Consider the following 17,324-nt stretch of genomic DNA (forward strand, 5'->3'; position numbering starts at 1 on the left):
AGGGGTGTGTGAAATCAGGCTCGCAGAATACCACGCCACACCCCCAAAATCATGCTGGAAGGCTCAAACGCCGAGGTCTTGGGTGAAGTACTTGGTAGCGTGCTGGTACTTACCAAGCTGCTTGTCCACCTGGAGAATCAGGGAGACAAGATCCTCATTCTTGATGAAGAAATCACACGCTCTGATGGCTTCTTTGTTGCTCTTGATCCGAGCGGAAAGCGTCTGATCGAAGGTGTCACCACGAACGTTTTCGCTCCAGCGATGCTGATCCTTTTCGATCTCAGCCTCCAGATGAGGGATCTTCTCCCTATCGATCCGCCGTTCCCAGGTGTTGGTGGTCATGAGCATTTTGTGGTGCAGATGGTCAGGGGATCGCTCATCGGCATCAACGAAGTCTTCTTTCAATTTTCCCTGCACGATCACGTCTTTATTGACGAGAATCTGGATGGATACAGGCGTTGGGTCGCTAGCATCATCAAGAATGGAGTGCCTGTAATCCATCGATGACTTGAAGTACTTCCTCAGGTTGTCGATGTACAGGCTGCTCAAGAGCAATGCGTCCTCCATCGAACCAGCTCGAGCAATTTCCTTGGATCTCGTGGAGTAGGCGGCGGTTTCCAGATTCCAGAACTGCTCATCCATGAGGATGGTGAGCTTTGAGGCAAGGATGTCCTCGCGAGTCCAGGTCTGTTTCACCGGATCGAGGACGAAAACGCTGCCTGAAAATTCTTGCTTGTGCAGGCTATCGCCTTTTGGCTCAGGCAGATCAAATCCCAGCTGGCCGGCAGCAAGCACTGCATCGAAATCAATATCCAGGAACTGGAACAGGCCACGAACGTCATCCACGTCCTTTGCATCAAGACCGTTTAAGACGCTGGCGAAGCTTCCCCAGTTGATATCAAGATGGCGCGAGGAATGGTACAACGCATGAACGCGGGCCATCTCAGGGGAGAGGTAGTAGGTGGGTTCGCTTTTAGCGTCTTCACCGGAATGCTCTTTGGCGATGAGCTTATCCAGGTTCGTAAGGTTTTTGATCTCCTCACCTGCATACCAAAGCCTGAGGTTGGCCAAAACGTCGGAAAGGAGGTCGGGCCTGAGCGCGTAGATCAGATGCGCTTTTTTACCAATGCTCTCGAATACCTGGGTCTCGTTACCGTAGTAGCCATCGTCAACATCATCGGGCTTTTTGCGAAACAGCGCAGACATCACACCGTAGCGATGAGGGCTTGGATGTGGGAAATGAGGAGTCGTGGTCATCATGGTTTTCCATGTTTTTTCTCATTATCCAGGGTGCGGTCGAAGAGGCACAATCAAACAGCCAGAACATTGTCCAAGAATTGGATGAAGGCTATGATGTTTGCCTCTTAAAAGCGCAGCATTAGAGCAAAATTGCCAAATGAATATCGATGACTTTCAGCGCTTGGGTCAGTGGATGGCAAAAGCGCCGAGATCGGCCAGCAGCATGACGATGGTTTCCATCGCAATGGGTGCCAGGTCAGGCAGTTTTGTCGGCCCGAGCGGCAGCAAAGGCTTTGCCGGCTGCGCAGATCTGATCGACGCGTTCCCGGACATGGCCAAAGAGCTTCCAACGATAGCAACGCTTGTCCCAGGATTTGCGGCTTTGCTCCCTCACTGGGAGGAGCTGATGGAAATTCACAGAGAGTCGCGCACTGAAAACAGCGGGCTTATCGGCGGGCATGCGTCCCGGCTTAACCGGCGTATTCAAGAGCTGCTGCGCCCGTTGCGCCGAGGGGAATGACATGCGGCGCCGGGGATTGTTCGAGGCGTTGTGCTTCACCGACCTCGACGGATCGCTTTTCCAGCAGAAATGGGCAAACGCTGCGGGCATTTACCCCATGGTCGAGACGCCTACCGGCGACGTTATTGGCTGGGCCACAGCAGAACAAGCAGAGCTCTGGGATGAAATCCGGTACCAGGCCTTCTGTGTGGGCGTGACATCTCGATCAGCAGGGCAGGTGGCCCAGGTCTCAGGTTGGGATCCTCTCCACGACCACCAACTCATCCTGGCCGACCATGGCCTTACGCTCCTGTACCGCAACTATCGGAAGAGCAGGGCGTGGGACGTCATCAAACCCTGGTCGACCCCTTACCTAGAAATGGCCAGGGCAAATGCCAAGCAGCTGCAGGCGGATGGCGCAGCGCTCTGTTTCTCGGCGATGCAGGCGCTTCCTGATCTGGTCAGGTTTAATGCCAGGATGGTCTTCCCGAAGAGTGCCGCAGGCTCTGTCGAACCTATCTACGCCGCCATGGAGGCGCCAGCACTCCTCAGACATGCGTTAGAGCGAAAGGAGCCTGAGCTTTTCCTCAAGCTCAGGGCATTCGTTCAAGACTTTGTTGCTGGGCACGGTGGCCGGTACCACTACCACGAAACAGAGTCATCGCTGGCGCTTATCCCTGCACAGTGGTCGAGGACGGCGGTAGTGGAACGCTTTACGGCAATGATCATGCAAGGTGATGCATTGGGAGATGAGCGGCTTGGCTTGGCGCTGGCAGATATTGGCCGGCCAAAGGCACTTCTGGCTGCCCGTCAGCCATCAATCGCGGGCGTAATCCTCTAGGAACAATAGCGAGAAATTGTCAGCAGGTAAGCATAGAATGGCCCCTCTCAACTGCATCTTGGGGCTTTTCCGTTCCGCTGACCTGATTCCGCTGATTTCTTAAAGGATTTACCTGCATGACTGACCCTATCGTCCTGACGAGCGCCCTGGATGCGTCCGTCAATTTTATCGAAAAAACCGACATCGGATTCCTGGAACACCGCTATGTAAGGCGGGATCTGGACAAGGTTCTGGTGTATCTCTCCTCGCAAACTGGCTGTGCCCAGGCGTGCCGGTTTTGCCATTTGACTGCAAATGGAGAGGTGGCGCTTACCAATGCGACTCTCGCAGACTTTCTACGGCAGGCGTCGACGGTGTTGGCGCACTATGACAACCAGGCGCCCGGTAAAACCGTGCATTTCAACTTCATGGCCCGAGGTGAGCCGCTGGCCAACCATGTGATCATGGGAAACAGTGGCCTATTATTGTCAGAGCTTGGAAAGCTGGCCGAGCAGCGGGGGTTGGTGAGCAAATACCTCATCTCAACCATCATGCCGTCAGAGATGGGCGGGGCGGAGTTGCGCGACATTTTCTCTGAGGTTCATCCAGAGATTTATTATTCGCTATATAGCATGAATTCATCTTTCCGTAGGCGCTGGTTAAATAAGGCTCATTCGGCAGAAGTTGGTCTTGATAAGTTAAAGGCATGGGCTGATTACAGCGGAAAAGTGCCAAAGATCCACTTCGCGTTTATTGAAGGACAAAACGACTCGGAAGCCGACATAGTTGATATCGTTAATGCCCTGAAAACACGGGAGTTAACGGCTAATTTCAACATCGTCAGATACAATCCAGCATCTGAAAAATATGGGAGAGAATCCAGCGAAGATGTAATTCAAAGGAACGTCGACATACTGAAAGAGTTGCTGAGACCACCCAAGGTTAGGGTCGTTCCTAAAGTCGGTTTTGATGTTAAAGCATCTTGTGGAATGTTCATAAATTCCAAAGACCACGCATCCCTGATTAACTCGCCTTTGATCTTAACTGCCAACTAAGGAGCCATTGATGAGCACTTTCTTTTCGCATTCTCCTGTCGTCAAAAGGACGCTTGAATTGATTGCGAATCCGTCCTTGAACGGTGCGAACGCTCATATCGGAGTCGAAGTGCTCTGGTTGCAGTCGGTTGTGCTTCACCTGGAGCTGATGCACGAAGACGTCCTGGTGCAGAGGATCGACAGCGTGAGTGATTCGGCGGGATATCTGTCTTGCCTGGAGAGTATGCGGCCCCAGATGCATGCCGATCACTACAAAATCTGGGAGGGGAGTACGTTGCGGCTTGAGGTTCGTGCTGTGGTATCCCTGTTTCCCTGCATGTCAGAGGTGCCTGACGAGGTGATTCTTGCCAGCAATGGCCTGAAAAATCAGATGTACCAGTTCAACGTCCTTGATTTTGTGTCCGGTTCAGCGGATCCCGAGGTCATTTCTGACTCTGTGATATGGGTGAGCAATGTCGGGAAGACTGTAAACGCGTTGACGGTACGGGCTTTCCGGGAGAAGTGGGATCTGGATCTGCCGTATCAAGCCGACCTGAAGGCGCGTACTCGAGCCATCGAAGCGTCAGATCTGGAAGAGTGCGTACTTTAGATCTATTTCTAACTTACCCTTTCCGCTTTAAGTGCCCTGGAGCCCGCGTAATTCAAGGGCTCCTGCATTCTAATGTGGACGGCTGTCTTGAGTCTTGTGGACAGCCGGCTTGAGTTCTGTGGACGCCTACCTTGTGTCATGTGGACGGGTGCCTTGTATTGATGTGGACGCCTTCCTTGTGGATAACCCGACTTGTGTGGACGGATGCCTTGTAAACCCTTGTAAATGTGGACAAATGCCTTGTTTCATTGGGGTTAAGCATTACTCAGCGAGATCATTCGACGCGTCCTGGAGAGAAAAATCAAGCACGAAACAGGATCAACTGGCTGAAAAGGGGTATCCGGCTCGTCTGGTGGCGATTCCGGCCAGGGAGACACTGCAAGGGCAGGGCAAAAGCGGGCCAAAAGCTGTTTTGGTGTCAAAAACAAGCGCTCTTGCTGTGGCTTCTAGCTTTATATGGACGGATGCCTTGTGTCGGCAGTGGGAAAAGAGCCTTTGTCTGTCGAGAATAACCCCGTAAGCCATTCAAATATGGACAGATTCCTTGTTTAAAGGGGCAAATGTGGACGGATGCCGTGTAATAGGGGGCGATTAAGCTGTCCCGGCCATTCTGGAGGGTGTTTTAACCCCTCAAAACCCGTCCTGGGCATCAAATGTGGACGGATTCCTTGTGTTTCTGGGGCCAGTCCCTTCCTTAATATGGACAGATGCCGTGTTCAAGACCCCCGTAATCACTGGGTTCAGCCTCAATTGTGGACGGATGCCTTGTATCCGGAGGGGTGCCAGGCCCAAATGTGGACGGATTCCGTGAGTTGACCCCCTTAGTTCCTCTTTAATATGGACGGATGGCTTGAGAAATAGCCTCTCGGTGCGCCAAATGTGGACGGATAGCATGTTTTTCTTCTCCAACTACTTCACTAAGATGCTCTAAGTAACTGATTTATGGAGTTAAAGACGCTTAATGTGGACGGATGCCTTAACCGTTCATCCTTAATGTGGTCGGATGGCATGTGTTTTAAGTAGTGGGCGGGCGATCCGAACCCTCAAATGTGGACGGATGCCGTGACTCTCGAGCTGCCTAGGAGGCCAAATGTGGACGGATACCGTGCTCCAGGGCTCTGCAGCGGGCCTTTATATGGACAGATGGCTTGTATCGAGCGGGTGGTTGCAGTGCCAGGTGTCGAATAATGTGGACGGATGCCTTGTATCAGTCCGACAAAAGGCAGAAATCCTTAATGTGGACGGATGCCTTGTATAAAAGAGGCCTTTTGCGCATCAAATGTGGACGGATGGCATGTATTTTTCCGGAGGGATTTGCCGAATCTGGATCGTTTATATGGACAAATGGCTTGTATGCTTAAGGTAGGCTGAGTTTGTGTAAGTCATTGAGACAAAAGGACTTTATTGCCTGTTTGATTTGGCGGAAGGTCAGTCAGATTGGCTGATTGGTGGGTTTTGACAAGATGTCACTTGTGGTTTTGGTTGGCTTATATCTTAATGTGGACAAATGGCTAGCCCGTTCGTCGGATCACAAAGCCAGATCTTAAAAAAGGGTGGCAATGAGCATTTCAGTCCCTAACCTACACGCCAAAGCGCAATGCAAATCAAGGACTGGCATGCCATGACTGCCCAAAATCTCCAGGTCTACAAGTCGAACGACTTGATGGCTGCCAACTACAAGCTCTCGGTGGCTGAAACCAGGATTATCTTGACCTGTATCGCCAAGATCAGCCGCGATCCGACTATGGTCGTGACTGACAGCGAGATGTATGGATTCACCGCAAAGGAATACGCGGAGCTGTGCGAAATCAGCCTTATGGCAGCGTATTCTGACCTCAAGGAAGCCGTGGATCAGTTGTTTGACCGCCATATCCTGTTCAGTATGAGCGACCGTGAGCGCAAGACGCGCTGGATTCAAACGGCGGACTACATCGTGGGAGAGGGGCGTGTGATGATTCGCTTCTCGAAAGACGTGCTCCCCTACCTGGTCAACCTCAAAGCGAACTTCACCAAGTACAGCCTCCGCGCTGTGGTCAGGCTCTCGAGCCCGCACGCGTTCCGTATGTATGACCTCATCATCAAGCACCGGTTTAAGCTTTCGCCGACCGTTCTGATCAAGATCGAAGACATCCGCTTTGGCCTGGCATTGGATAACGCTTACCCACTGTATGCAGACCTTCGAAAGCGAGTGATTGAGCCAGCTCTGGAGATGATCAGTGATGAGACTGACATCGAAATCCTCGGATTCGAGCCCAAGCGTGAGGGTCGAAAGATCGTTGCCATCGAGATCTCCTACCGAGAGCGCAAGGACTTCAACCCTAACCCTGTTCAAGAGGACATCTTTGAGAGGGATGTAACGCCCAAGGTGGAAGAACCAAAGGCTGCGAAAAGGAAGGTTCGCTCAAAGACCATCACCCAGGAAGAGATCCGAAAGGCAGCTCGACCAGGTGAGACGACGGAGCAGGTTGTGGCCAGACTCAAGATGGAGCAACGGAAAGCAGATTACGCCTGACGCGAAATGTGGACAGATGCCGTGTTTAAAGGGGCCCGCCAGAAATGGAGGGCCTTTTTTATTGGGGCGAGAAAAGCACAAATGTGGACGGATGCCTTGTTCACTCGGCAAGCCCAAGGACTCAGGGGGTTGCTGGCCTTTTAATGTGGACGGATGCCTTGATGCCCTTGAAACAGCGCTGCAGGCCCCGGTTTCCGGGGCTTTCATCATGGCCTTAATGTGGTCAGATGTGTTTCAGGCCTCTTTTTGGTGCTCGCTGCCCGGCGCTGGCGCCCCAAATGTGGACAGATTCCGTGTATTGATGGCCAATTAGTTGCTTATGAAGTTGGCGCCACAAGCAATTTAATATGTATCTTCTCTTTGCCGATTCTAATACAATCTCAGGTTGTTTAAGACCTTTCTGAGTTACCCGAAAAGACATGATTATTGAACTTGCCATGCTCGTCATGGCATCGCTGCTTGTTATCATTTTGTCAGCACTCTTCAGCAGCGTTGATACTGCATTGCTCATCGCCGATGATATCAAAATGAGCATGATTATTGAGCAACCAAATCTCAAGGCACGGACTAAGAGGTGGCTGACGAAGATCGCTGCGAAGCGCGATAAGCACATGGCCGCTTCAATGGTGTTCATGACCTTCCAAGGCGTTGCAACTAACTCACTGCTCGGCGTGATGGCTTATAAGGCACTCACCGGAAGCCAGGTGGTTATTTTCATGTTCGTGCTCACCTACGCGAACCTGGTATTTGCCCGGACACTTCCAAAGACCATCGCCAGCAATCATTACGAAGCAATCCTGACTCGCTTTGCCTGGCTGGCGCGGATCATCTACTACGTCAGCATGCCGATGGTTCTGCTGACCATGGTGTGGGTGAAGCTCTTCAGGTTGTCCAAGAGGAAGATGAACCTCAACGAGCTCAAGAGCACGATCAACTACTACCACAGCCAGGGCCTGATCGAGAACGTGGAGCGGCGCATGCTGCAGAACGTGTTCCGCATCAAGCAGCACAGCATCCAAGAGGTTCTGGAGCCTGCGACATTGCCCACGGTTCAGTATGACAGCACGCTAGATGACTGCCGTGAGCTGGCGCAGCACTTCTTCGGCAAGCGGATGATCGTGAAGCGCGGTGACGACATCGTCGGGATCATGTACTACCACGACCTCGCGACCAAGCTGATCTCGGAGCAGGGCGGGAACGTTGCTGACATTTGTAGGCAAATCATTTTAGTACAGGCAGACGAGAAGCTCATCGACGTCATGGTGAAAATGAAGGCTAGCAAGGTCTCCCTCGTCGTTGTGCTGGACGGCGACGGCCAGGTGGCCGGCGTGAGCTCTGCCCGTAAAATTTATAGCTATGTATTGACCGCGAACGAAGGGAACCCTGGCGGGATCCTCGACTGACTACAGGAAAAGCCTCGATGACCCATCAAGATTTCAGCAATATTGTCATGTCAGCTACGAAAGCTTCCCTTGCTGACTTTTTTTGCGGCAGCTTTCATATGCTCGGCAGCTTCGCCTACACAGATGATTTTCCCGTCATCTTGGCCATGCACAAGCTTGATTACAGCTTTGATGACATTGCCAGAATCATGAGCACCTCGTATCACATAGAGGTCGCGGCTGGGATGATAAAAAATCTGGCTTGTGAGGAGTGGAGAAAGCCCAAAGAGCCGTATTCGCTGGCTGATATTCAGGAAAGCCTGCATTACAAGCTGAACAGAATGCTGCATGAGGATAGTCAGCACGCTGATTGTGTGTTCTCCCTCATTCGTCAGGGTGGCAGTGCCATTAATCTGAAGCGGATTCTGGATGGGTTTGCCCTACGAGGGTATTTCAGGCATCACCATGACGTTAACCTTTGTAGAGATCAGCACGGCGCACTCAGGCCCGTGTCTGACCTTTTGCTGCTTCCCAAAACAGCGACAATAGCAAAGGTTCTCTGCGAGTCGGCAATGGTGGCGGAGGATGCCGAAGCTGTTCGATACATAGCAGCGATCCCAGAGTACAAGAAGCTTCTTGGTGAAAGATTCGTTCCCGATAATATCAAGGTAGTTAACAACTACCTGCGGTCTAAGCAGAAAAGAGATACTGATCTTTCGATTATCAACGAACTGTCTGGGTATAACCTCCAGGACTACGCAAACCTTCTCATAAGCTACGAAAACTACAAGCAACAAAAAGATTCTGTGACCGTCGATGCAATTTATGATGCGGAAATTCTGCGTCAGGCACCGGATCACTTTATTGAGCTGATCATGAACCACAAAGAAGTGTCGGTCGGTACTGCCAACATCTTCATTGCCAGGATGGCGCGTGACGGCATGCCAACGAAAGGCGGTTTTTTGATGGCAAACAAAGGTCGCTTCTTCGTTATCCAATACCCCACAGCCGAAATGTCTGAAACGGAAATCGTGGAACTGTGTTTTGAGAACAAAGCGAAGCGCGGTTACCTCGGCATTCTGATTGGGATGTCCCCGGAGGTTGTTGCCGCCCACAAGGCAGGTCAGAAGCTGCTCAACCTCATGTATGAGTTGAGCCCATCCAATGAAATCGCCCAGTGCCTGGATACCAAAGGTCGGGCCAAGCAATTCAAAAATGATTTGGGTGTCTGAGCTGGCGTTTAAGGATAGGAAATGACCGCAAACACGTCGTTCAAGAGCGTTATCGCAAACGCCTCCACGGAAGGCTACGCCATCACCCTGGAGGAGAGCGCAAAGGCGCTCGTCTACGATCCAGAGAGCTTCATGCCGGCTGCCATTGAGGATCTGGCGCTGGCGCCTGGTCACGCTAAATTCCAGTTTGCTCAAGCCATTGAGGTTGTTAGGCACGCCCTGACGTTTCCAACGATTGATGCGTACATCGATAGAAGCCTCAGCATTATGGAAAAAGAGGGGGCATCATATGAGACCTCTCTGTTTAGCAAGTTTGAACCAAGGCTACGCCATATTTATATGTTTCAAAGGCATCTGGGCTTGGCCCTGGCTTTAGAGCATGAATGGATTGATGACATCTTAAGTGGACTTGAGTGTGCTCTAACCCGTAAGGATCAAGCACTTGAGATCAATGTGCGTACACTCCAGGATTCGAGAACGTCATTCCAGATTGATTATTTGGCATGGATGTTTCAATCGGCAAGTAGTCAGTGGGATCGTCTAAAGTTGAACTCTAGCATGGTCGGGATGTACCGCCCTGATGGTTCAATGAGATCTTTGCCATTGATGGGGTTGCTATTCTGGCCTCACCTTTCCGGCATGCTTGAGAATGAGATTGCTGCAGGAAACCATGTGGTTGTTCGAGCAATCTATGACCTATCCTCAGGGGGAAGTCATTATCACGAGTGGGCCATTCAAAAAATTAAGAGTTTCTTGTCCTTGAAGTTTGTTTACATGCAACTTCAGGATGTCAAATCAGTTAGGTCGAGGGCCGGCGTTGATCCAGCACCTGATGCTTTTGAGATCCGCGCCAGGCTGGAACGGTACCTTCAACTTTTTGTGCGGGGTGAAGAGTCCGCAGCAGATCTCATTGGCTACATCCTTTCTGGCAACCACGACGTTCATGAGATCCTTCATGAGGTGCTGCAATTCAATCATATGAAGCTGTGGCAGCCTCAGATTGAGACTCAGATCGCAACGGCCACGTTAGATTTTGCCCGTGGATTGCGGCCCATACTGCTCCAGGAAGAAAGCGCCCCTCTTAAGCTTGGCCAGGTTGCATTGGGCTGCTTCTTTGACAAAGGAGGGGAGGAGTATCAAGAGCTGCTGCGCACGGCAGACGACAAGCTTCTTGACGCTTTAGCGCAACGCTTTACGCCTGCCCAGTGCGTTGCAAGCCCGGCTTTGCTGGCGCTCTGTGGATCTCGACCTTTTGCTGAGTATGAAGACTGGTGCCAGGGCTTTGATGAGCTCGGCCTGGTTGCCGAGGCTTTGTACAAGATCACTGATGATCAGGCGTACAGGCTCACCGTAAACAACCTCAACACCAGGGCGAGGATGTTTTATGGGGATCTGGGGGTTTAAGCGGGAGGAGAGTCCCCTCAAGCACCGGGCAGTGCTTGAGGGTAGAGCATCACTTGCCGAGCAGGGAACGAGCAGACACCAGCTTACGCCGGCGAGCCAGCTTGCGGATGGTGTAGAGCTTCATCAACGGCAGGGTGAGAACAACGCCCACCACTGGCCAGAACACAAAGCCCAGCACCAGGAAGGCTGCCATGCTTTGATCCGCGTCGAGCATTACGGAAGGGTGCAGGATGTTCGGGAACTTCAGATCCAGTCCATAAGTCGCGTAAGCAGCAGCGCCGGCCACCACCGGCAGGCTGCCAAAGACAAGCGGTACAATTTTCATCATTCGTTTGAGCATATCAACCTTCCTGTTGTTGAACTTCAGTGCTGGCAACCGACCCACTGAGTGAACGGCCCGGTATGTCGACGAAACCAATGACCACATTCACGTCCTGGCCAACCTGGAAGAGTCCGCGACCGTTCTTGAGCAGGGTCAGGCCATCCTGACTAACCTCGAAGAGGTCGGACTTCTTACCCAGCGAACGGGTGGCCATGAAGACAGAAGCGCCTGTGTCGAGGATCTCTGCACGAGCGCCAGCAGCCATTACGCCGGTGATCTTGGCAGCGTGAGTGCTACCGATCATTGTCGAGTACATCTGGGCGTAGAGGTCGTTCTGGACGTCTCTGGAGGCTCGCTCAGTGGTCACCGCCTTCTCATCCATCAGCGCCAGCAGATCCTCAGAGATCGGCTGTACCGTAGATGCTTCTCCACGCAGCAGCGCTTTTAAGAATCTGTGGTTGATCAGGTCGCAGTACTTGCGGATAGGGGAGGTGAAGGTCGCATAACCCTCCAGACCCATCGCAAAGTGATCACCGTACTCTGTCGAGTGCCAGCTCTTGTCGTGGTAGCCGATCAGGATCTGCTCCAGTGGCTGGTTGTCACGACCCAGGATCAGGCGCATGACGCGAGCGTATCCTTTGGCGGTGGCCAGCTCCACGGCGCTGGTGTCGATCCCGTGGTGAGACAGCAGGGCAACAACCTGGTCGAGCTTTTCCGCTTTAAAGCCCGAGTGCCGGCGATAGATGCACGGAACACCTTGGCTGTGCATGTACTGGCCGAAGCTCAGGTTGGCGGAAATCATGCACTCTTCGATGATTCGCTGTGCCTGGTTGTTCTCCGTGCGCTCGATGGACTTAAGTTCAAAGCCTTCGACCACAAAGGTCTTGTCCGTGTACCGGCGAGATACCAGAGCGTTGGAGACGCGCCACAGGTTACGCCTTCTCCGGGCCTCATCGAGGGCGGCTAGCACTTCCTTCACAGGTTCCGAGTACTCGGTAGGCTTACCGTCCAGAAACGCCTGTACGCCGTCGTAGGAGAGCTTGGCCTTAGAGTTGATCACTGCCCTGAAGAAGAACGAGTCGGTGATCTCGCCCATCTTGTTGATGTTCATGCTGCAGCACAGGCTCATGCGATCTTCACCCTCGACCAGGGAGGCGCCTTGTTCCGAGATGACTTTCGACAGCATCGGAATGGTGAGCCCAGGGAAGTAGGTGGTGAAGCAGCGCGAACGCGCTTCCATGTCCATGTTGCCGCCCTCGGTGATGAACCGATCCGGGTCAGCGATGGCCACAACCAGCACGATGTCGGTACCGGACTCCGTTTGCACGTACTTGGCGCCCACGGCGTCATCCATATCCCGGCAGTTGTCGCCGTCGATGGTGACAAGGCACTCGTTGCGCCAGTCGAAGCCCTGGGTGTCATCGGCTTCAGCAAGGTTCAGCGCCGCAACCTCATCATGGTCGAAGGCTGGAGCCTCATGCTTGAGGTTGTGTCGTGCGCTGGCGACTTTCCAGAAGGCTTGTCGGTCACGGGCACCGCAGATCGTTTCCTGGATCTCGGCGTGGCAGCCGCCATCCTCGAAAGGGTGCTTCAGGATCTTGGCGATGACGTAGTCACCCTCGCGCTCTTTGTCACGCTTGAGGCGAGGAATCAGGAAGTCATTGTTGAAGGACAGGCTTTCTGGGGTGATGTACGGGTTGTGACCCTTCTTGCGGACGACGCCGATGAAGGTGGTGCAGGAGGATTCGATGATCTTTTCGATCACGCATTCCGTCTTGCCGTCACCTTTCTGGTTCGAAACAACCTGCGCCTCGACGATATCGCCTGGCAGGCAGCGATTCATTTGGGGTGGTGGGATGAAATGCGACGAGCCATCCTCACACGCCAGGAAGCCGAAACCATTGCGAGCGCCCCGCACGGTGCCGGTTACGCGATTCTGTGAAACTGTGGTGACTTGAGCGGTAAGCCCGCCCTTGAGCTGCATCAGCACAGCATTATTCTTGAACATGTTGACCCTTTGGCTGGGGTAAGACGCCAGCATCAATAACTAGACGGTCATGATCCCGTCAAATGGGCCAAAAATCAATTAATGACGATAAATTGACACGCCATCAGTCGGGCCAATCAGTGCCAGCATGTGATCCTTGGCGAGTAATAGCTGACGTTTGCGCGAAGGCTTAGGATGGAGCGCTCGATGTCATGTGGAAGCTGTGATTCACCCCGCTGCGCTGCGAGCGTGAAACTTTCTATCAAGCATTGCTGGTGCCGGGGGAGATGACTCTGGTCGTAGAGTAGGGCCCAGTCCTTGATGAGCTGCCCCACCGCCAGCACGGTAGAGGCGTCCCCGCCGCCAAGCGCAATGACCATGGCCACGTCGTCAACGAGGCTCTTGATTGAGGAAAGGCTGGCAGGGAGGTGCAAGGTAAGCGCTCAACATCAAGATGAGAATCTGCTATTGCCAATATACCGCTAACGTTTCGTGCCGAGAATACGGGTCTCAGGGATTATTTTGCGCCGGGCCTGCGTGCGCGGATGGGAGCAATAGCGAAGATCAAAAGCCATTTGGTTTGGGGACAAAAAAGCTTTTAAAAGCGGGGGGAGCTTTGCTCTTGGGCTTCTTTCTCTGCTCTGGCTTTTAAGATTGCGGTTTTGAACACGACCAGGGACATGCGCAGCTCGGCCAAGGCGTTTTCAGCATCCATCACCTTTCCTGTCAGACCTTTGCTGGCGATGGTCATCATTCTGCTCAGCATTGAACGGCCCGAGTCGGGTAGACGCTCCAAATCAACTTTGTCGGTGCCGCCAACGATCTGCCTGGATACCAGGGACAGATGGGCGGTTGGTGAGAAGCTCTGAGTGGATAGGGTTTTTTCAACGGTGTTGATCAGTGGAAGTAGCGCTGTCGCCGAGCCTCTGGTGCCCATCTTTACCGCCCTCTGCAAAAGGATCGATGGTACTCAGGAGAGGTGGCGCTGTCACGCCTCTGGAGCCGGCGTTTGCGTTGTGGCAGCCAGGCCGCAGGGAATACACTGTTTGAAAATGGGGGCGGGGTACCAATGATCGATTTTCACAACAAAAACCTGGAGCAACACGAGCAATTCTCCAAGTTCTCGAAAGCCTGTAGAGCATTGCGCACCTCAAATGGTGATCCGCTGCTGGTCGATATGCTCATTGAGTCGTTCCCGCCTGAGCTTCGCGGCCCGGCGCTTCTGCACGCTCACTGGCTCGCCGCCAACTTCAATAGCAAGAAGCTGCTCGCGTACACTGAGGGGCATGGCATTCACCAGAAGCACCCAGCTCTCCAGCAAAGCGTTGAAATCGCGAACCTGATTCTGAGGAACTTTTTCCGGCAGGGCGCCATTCCCCACCCTGAATTCCTTGAGATTCTGCAAAACACCACTCAGCGCCTGGGCGCCGGGTTTGCCATGGATATCATCGACCAGGCGTTTTCAACGGATAATGACAAAGTTGCCGAAAGGCTTGAGCTGGCCAAGACCATTATCTCAAGTGAGGTGTTCCGCTCTTTGGAGGTCGGTAACCACACTGCCTGCCGATTGGCCGTCTGCTGTGAAGAGCAAGACCTGAAAGATCACAACAAGCAGGTTCTTAAGATCCTCGACGTAGTGCGTGATTGCGCCTTTGATGACATCGGCAGCATCAACATCATCCTGGTAGAGGACACGGTCGCCAGGACAGACAAAATCTTCCCTCAGATTGAAGCCAGCTACTTGCCGGCGTTGAGGAACGGCTTGAATTACGAAAGACTGTCTATGCTCCCGACTGCCTTGAAGATCATGCCAAAGGCATTGCTGAGTGAAGTCATGTCCTTTGATGATGCCGACTTCAAACGACTCGTCAGAGGTCAGTTCCTGGACACTTACCTCTCCAGCGGCTGGATGGAACCCATCGGTTCCCTTGACCGCAGGTACAAGGAACAGGAGTTTTCTGAGATCGTGCGCGGCTTCAATGCTCGCTTGATGCTGGATGAAAGCATCCGGGCAAAAGTGGAGCACCACCCAAGTGTGATGGAGGGTGAGTTCGAAGGCATGGAGCTGCTGTACCTTCTCCCTGAACTGCAGAAAATTGGCATTCACCCGGCTATCGAAGACCAAGACACCACCTTCGCCCAGTTGGTCGACTTCGCCAAGCCCTATGAGCACATGCAGGACTTGTATGAGGCCGGGATCGAGGTGATCAGGTGCACTTATCAGCGTAAGGCTGAAAAGCTCTACGAAGACGTTTTCAATAGCCCTGAACTGAAGGTGAAGCTGAAGAATCCTGACTCGGTCACGGGCGAGTACAAGCTGGGCCAGATGGCAGTCATCCTGATGTGCGAGCTGCATCTCAGAGACAGAGCGGCATCCGATGACAAGCAGCTTAAGCTCGCCCCGATTGACTACATGATCTCCAAGAGCCAGCGCAGAGATTTGGACTGGGTCACCAGCGATGTTTTGCATACCTACGCCAGGAGCATGCCAGAGGAGGAGGTGGTGCAAGCGGCGGGCAAGCGCAAAGCCTGCATCAAGCTCCTGGTTGACCAAGAGGTTCTGGGCAAAGAGCACTACGCCAAGCTGTCACTCAAAGACCGTAGCGCCGCGTTCATCAAAGAAATGGGGGTTTAAGCGTGAATTTTTCTGAGATGAACCTGTTTGAGCTTGAGGCTGTGATGATTCACGAAATCAAGCACAGCTTCATTGGCGGCGAGCCCTGCCTGGACTGGATCTTTTCCCAGATCCCGGACAGCTTTCGTGAGCAAGCGCTGAGGCTGACGTTTGAGTTCTCAGTCGAGAAAATGTCTGATCAGATCCTGAGCGAGGCAATCAATGCCGGCCTGCTCAATGTGCCTGGGTTCATGGATGACGTCGAAGCCGCGTTGCTGATACGGGATAAGCTGTTCAGCTCCGCCAGCCCTGATCTGGGCACAGGCCATACTGACCTTCTGAGAAGCTTCGCCACCAAGCTTGGCCGAGATTTCCAGCTGAGCTCTGTACGCGCTGCTTTCAGCCCATTCCATGCAGATAAAATCGGCGCGTATCTGCATAACGACCTGGACGAAACCCGCCGCCTGGAAATCGCAACGGTAAACCTGAAAAGCTGTCTGGCTTTCTGCCCGAAAGAGTTCACGGCAGACCCAGCCATTGGCAACGCCGTAGCCGGTGCTTTCATTCATCACGGGTATCACTCTGTTGCGGGCTTTGAAATCTCCGACGAAGCTATGGATGGCAGTATCGAGGTCATGTCCAAATTCAATATCACCGACTTCTCGGCTCTGGAATTAATAATCAGGGGGGATCAGCTGGCGACGATGCATGCGCTTTTTGATCAATTTCTCGGGGTGCTGGATGATCGTATCAAGGCAGGATTCGGTGCCACAGAGCAATGCGCCATAAATTGGGGGTTCAAATATGCCGCGAAACCCTTCATTGAGAAAATGGGGGAGCTTTCAGATTCGCAGCTACGTACCCTGGTGACAGCAGATTTCCTTGAGGAGTACCTTAAGACCGACTGGATATCTGATACCAACATGCACCTCATCAAGGATCCGGATTTCTACAGCCAGCTCCTGGCACTCAACGAAAGGTTCATGGCCGATCCGTACATCAAGGTAGCGCTGAGGGACTGTGGAGACGGAGAAATTCTGCTTCCCCAACTGATTTCAGCTGATGACTTTGAGCAAAGAGTGGGCGTGAAGTACAAGCCCAAATACAATCACTCCGCGCTTGTGGTTTTTTGCGACATGCTGGAAAAGATCGCCGAGATCCCGCACCTCTCTGGAGTGCACCAGAGCGCCTGCACCATGGCCATGCGGTCATTTGAGACAGCTCCTGCCTTTTACAAGGCGTTCCACGCCGAAGGCAAAGACCTCAAAGACCCTGAAACGATGAGCGAGGCTGAGCTGGTTAGAGCCTCAGTCTGCTTGATTGGCGCAGTGTTCAACTACCCTAAGATCGGCCAGCTCTACAAGCTGGTTGGCCTGCAGAGGGAGTTTCAGTTCAAGCAGCCTGGCCGAGAGGTACCTCTCAACTACCTGATCAAGCAGATCCCATCGGCAGAGGTTATTGATTACCTCCAGGAAGTGGACGGACTGATCGAAGCACTCATGGCGGCCAATGTACTGGGTAGAGAGTGCATTCCAGAGCTGGGCTTCAACCGCAGGGGTAAAATCTTCCGGGACGAGCTCAACATCTGAGGCAAAAGCGCTTTGAAGCGTTTGGTTTGTGGTCAAAAACAAGCTTAAAAGCAAAAGCCCGAGGTTGTTCAGGCCTCGGG

The 17,324-nt window shown here is 52.9% G+C and carries 14 protein-coding genes; 10 read left to right on the forward strand and 4 right to left on the reverse strand.

Annotated features, from left to right (window positions below):
• Positions 1-63 precede the first annotated feature (63 nt).
• Positions 64-1,260, reverse strand: a complete 1,197-nt coding sequence (locus tag DKB71_RS36290) for a hypothetical protein (RefSeq protein WP_408601435.1) — start codon at positions 1,258-1,260, stop codon at positions 64-66.
• Between the two features lie 136 nt (positions 1,261-1,396).
• On the opposite strand from DKB71_RS36290, the gene DKB71_RS36295 reads away from it, so the two are divergent.
• The 8 genes from DKB71_RS36295 to DKB71_RS36330 all read left to right on the forward strand — a co-directional run bounded on the left by DKB71_RS36295 (position 1,397) and on the right by DKB71_RS36330 (position 10,732).
• On the forward strand, positions 1,397-1,759 hold the full coding sequence (locus DKB71_RS36295; RefSeq protein ID WP_408601436.1) for a hypothetical protein: 363 nt from the start codon (positions 1,397-1,399) through the stop codon (positions 1,757-1,759).
• Position 1,760: 1 nt separating this feature from the next.
• On the forward strand, positions 1,761-2,579 hold the full coding sequence (locus DKB71_RS36300; RefSeq protein WP_408601437.1) for a hypothetical protein: 819 nt from the start codon (positions 1,761-1,763) through the stop codon (positions 2,577-2,579).
• A 116-nt stretch (positions 2,580-2,695) separates the two neighbouring features.
• The gene (locus tag DKB71_RS36305; protein WP_408601438.1) at positions 2,696-3,613 is read left to right on the forward strand and encodes a radical SAM enzyme, Cfr family protein; all 918 of its coding nucleotides are present in this window, start codon (positions 2,696-2,698) and stop codon (positions 3,611-3,613) included.
• A gap of 10 nt (positions 3,614-3,623) precedes the next feature.
• A complete protein-coding gene (locus tag DKB71_RS36310) occupies positions 3,624-4,202 on the forward strand; it encodes a hypothetical protein (RefSeq protein ID WP_408601439.1) in 579 nt (192 codons plus the stop codon).
• A 1,621-nt stretch (positions 4,203-5,823) separates the two neighbouring features.
• Positions 5,824-6,714 carry a replication initiation protein gene (locus tag DKB71_RS36315; RefSeq protein WP_408601441.1) on the forward strand — a complete coding sequence of 297 codons (891 nt, stop codon included), beginning with the start codon at positions 5,824-5,826 and terminating at the stop codon, positions 6,712-6,714.
• Between the two features lie 419 nt (positions 6,715-7,133).
• Positions 7,134-8,117: a CNNM domain-containing protein gene (locus DKB71_RS36320; protein WP_408601442.1), complete on the forward strand. Its 984-nt coding sequence runs from the start codon at positions 7,134-7,136 to the stop codon at positions 8,115-8,117.
• A 17-nt stretch (positions 8,118-8,134) separates the two neighbouring features.
• Complete coding sequence (locus DKB71_RS36325) at positions 8,135-9,328, forward strand: hypothetical protein (protein ID WP_408601443.1); 1,194 nt, start codon at positions 8,135-8,137, stop codon at positions 9,326-9,328.
• Positions 9,329-9,349: 21 nt separating this feature from the next.
• Positions 9,350-10,732, forward strand: coding sequence for a hypothetical protein (locus DKB71_RS36330; RefSeq protein ID WP_408601444.1), 1,383 nt, complete (start codon positions 9,350-9,352; stop codon positions 10,730-10,732).
• Between the two features lie 49 nt (positions 10,733-10,781).
• Here DKB71_RS36330 and DKB71_RS36335 read toward each other — a convergent pair whose 3' ends face one another.
• The 3 genes from DKB71_RS36335 to DKB71_RS36345 all read right to left on the reverse strand — a co-directional run bounded on the left by DKB71_RS36335 (position 10,782) and on the right by DKB71_RS36345 (position 13,978).
• The gene (locus DKB71_RS36335) at positions 10,782-11,072 is read right to left on the reverse strand and encodes a hypothetical protein (protein ID WP_408601445.1); all 291 of its coding nucleotides are present in this window, start codon (positions 11,070-11,072) and stop codon (positions 10,782-10,784) included.
• 1 nt (position 11,073) lies between these two features.
• On the reverse strand, positions 11,074-13,062 hold the full coding sequence (locus tag DKB71_RS36340) for a VacB/RNase II family 3'-5' exoribonuclease (RefSeq protein ID WP_408601446.1): 1,989 nt from the start codon (positions 13,060-13,062) through the stop codon (positions 11,074-11,076).
• A 577-nt stretch (positions 13,063-13,639) separates the two neighbouring features.
• Positions 13,640-13,978, reverse strand: coding sequence for a hypothetical protein (locus DKB71_RS36345; RefSeq protein WP_408601447.1), 339 nt, complete (start codon positions 13,976-13,978; stop codon positions 13,640-13,642).
• A 132-nt stretch (positions 13,979-14,110) separates the two neighbouring features.
• On the opposite strand from DKB71_RS36345, the gene DKB71_RS36350 reads away from it, so the two are divergent.
• Together DKB71_RS36350 and DKB71_RS36355 are read left to right on the forward strand one after the other, a co-directional pair.
• On the forward strand, positions 14,111-15,676 hold the full coding sequence (locus DKB71_RS36350) for a hypothetical protein (RefSeq protein WP_408601448.1): 1,566 nt from the start codon (positions 14,111-14,113) through the stop codon (positions 15,674-15,676).
• 2 nt (positions 15,677-15,678) lie between these two features.
• Positions 15,679-17,244, forward strand: a complete 1,566-nt coding sequence (locus DKB71_RS36355) for a hypothetical protein (protein WP_408601449.1) — start codon at positions 15,679-15,681, stop codon at positions 17,242-17,244.
• Positions 17,245-17,324: the final 80 nt, after the last annotated feature.

This window comes from Pseudomonas sp. PLMAX, from assembly GCF_046042685.1.
GTDB lineage: Bacteria > Pseudomonadota > Gammaproteobacteria > Pseudomonadales > Pseudomonadaceae > Aquipseudomonas > Aquipseudomonas putida_AE.

What these genes read in the sequence shown, in the direction of transcription:
- DKB71_RS36290 (WP_408601435.1), bottom strand. Translation starts at nt 1,260, where the DNA reads ATGATGACCACGACTCCTCATTTCCCACATCCAAGCCCTCATCGCTAC.
- DKB71_RS36295 (WP_408601436.1), top strand. Translation starts at nt 1,397, where the DNA reads ATGAATATCGATGACTTTCAGCGCTTGGGTCAGTGGATGGCAAAAGCG.
- DKB71_RS36300 (WP_408601437.1), top strand. Translation starts at nt 1,761, where the DNA reads ATGCGGCGCCGGGGATTGTTCGAGGCGTTGTGCTTCACCGACCTCGAC.
- DKB71_RS36305 (WP_408601438.1), top strand. Translation starts at nt 2,696, where the DNA reads ATGACTGACCCTATCGTCCTGACGAGCGCCCTGGATGCGTCCGTCAAT.
- DKB71_RS36310 (WP_408601439.1), top strand. Translation starts at nt 3,624, where the DNA reads ATGAGCACTTTCTTTTCGCATTCTCCTGTCGTCAAAAGGACGCTTGAA.
- DKB71_RS36315 (WP_408601441.1), top strand. Translation starts at nt 5,824, where the DNA reads ATGACTGCCCAAAATCTCCAGGTCTACAAGTCGAACGACTTGATGGCT.
- DKB71_RS36320 (WP_408601442.1), top strand. Translation starts at nt 7,134, where the DNA reads ATGATTATTGAACTTGCCATGCTCGTCATGGCATCGCTGCTTGTTATC.
- DKB71_RS36325 (WP_408601443.1), top strand. Translation starts at nt 8,135, where the DNA reads ATGACCCATCAAGATTTCAGCAATATTGTCATGTCAGCTACGAAAGCT.
- DKB71_RS36330 (WP_408601444.1), top strand. Translation starts at nt 9,350, where the DNA reads ATGACCGCAAACACGTCGTTCAAGAGCGTTATCGCAAACGCCTCCACG.
- DKB71_RS36335 (WP_408601445.1), bottom strand. Translation starts at nt 11,072, where the DNA reads ATGCTCAAACGAATGATGAAAATTGTACCGCTTGTCTTTGGCAGCCTG.
- DKB71_RS36340 (WP_408601446.1), bottom strand. Translation starts at nt 13,062, where the DNA reads ATGTTCAAGAATAATGCTGTGCTGATGCAGCTCAAGGGCGGGCTTACC.
- DKB71_RS36345 (WP_408601447.1), bottom strand. Translation starts at nt 13,978, where the DNA reads ATGGGCACCAGAGGCTCGGCGACAGCGCTACTTCCACTGATCAACACC.
- DKB71_RS36350 (WP_408601448.1), top strand. Translation starts at nt 14,111, where the DNA reads ATGATCGATTTTCACAACAAAAACCTGGAGCAACACGAGCAATTCTCC.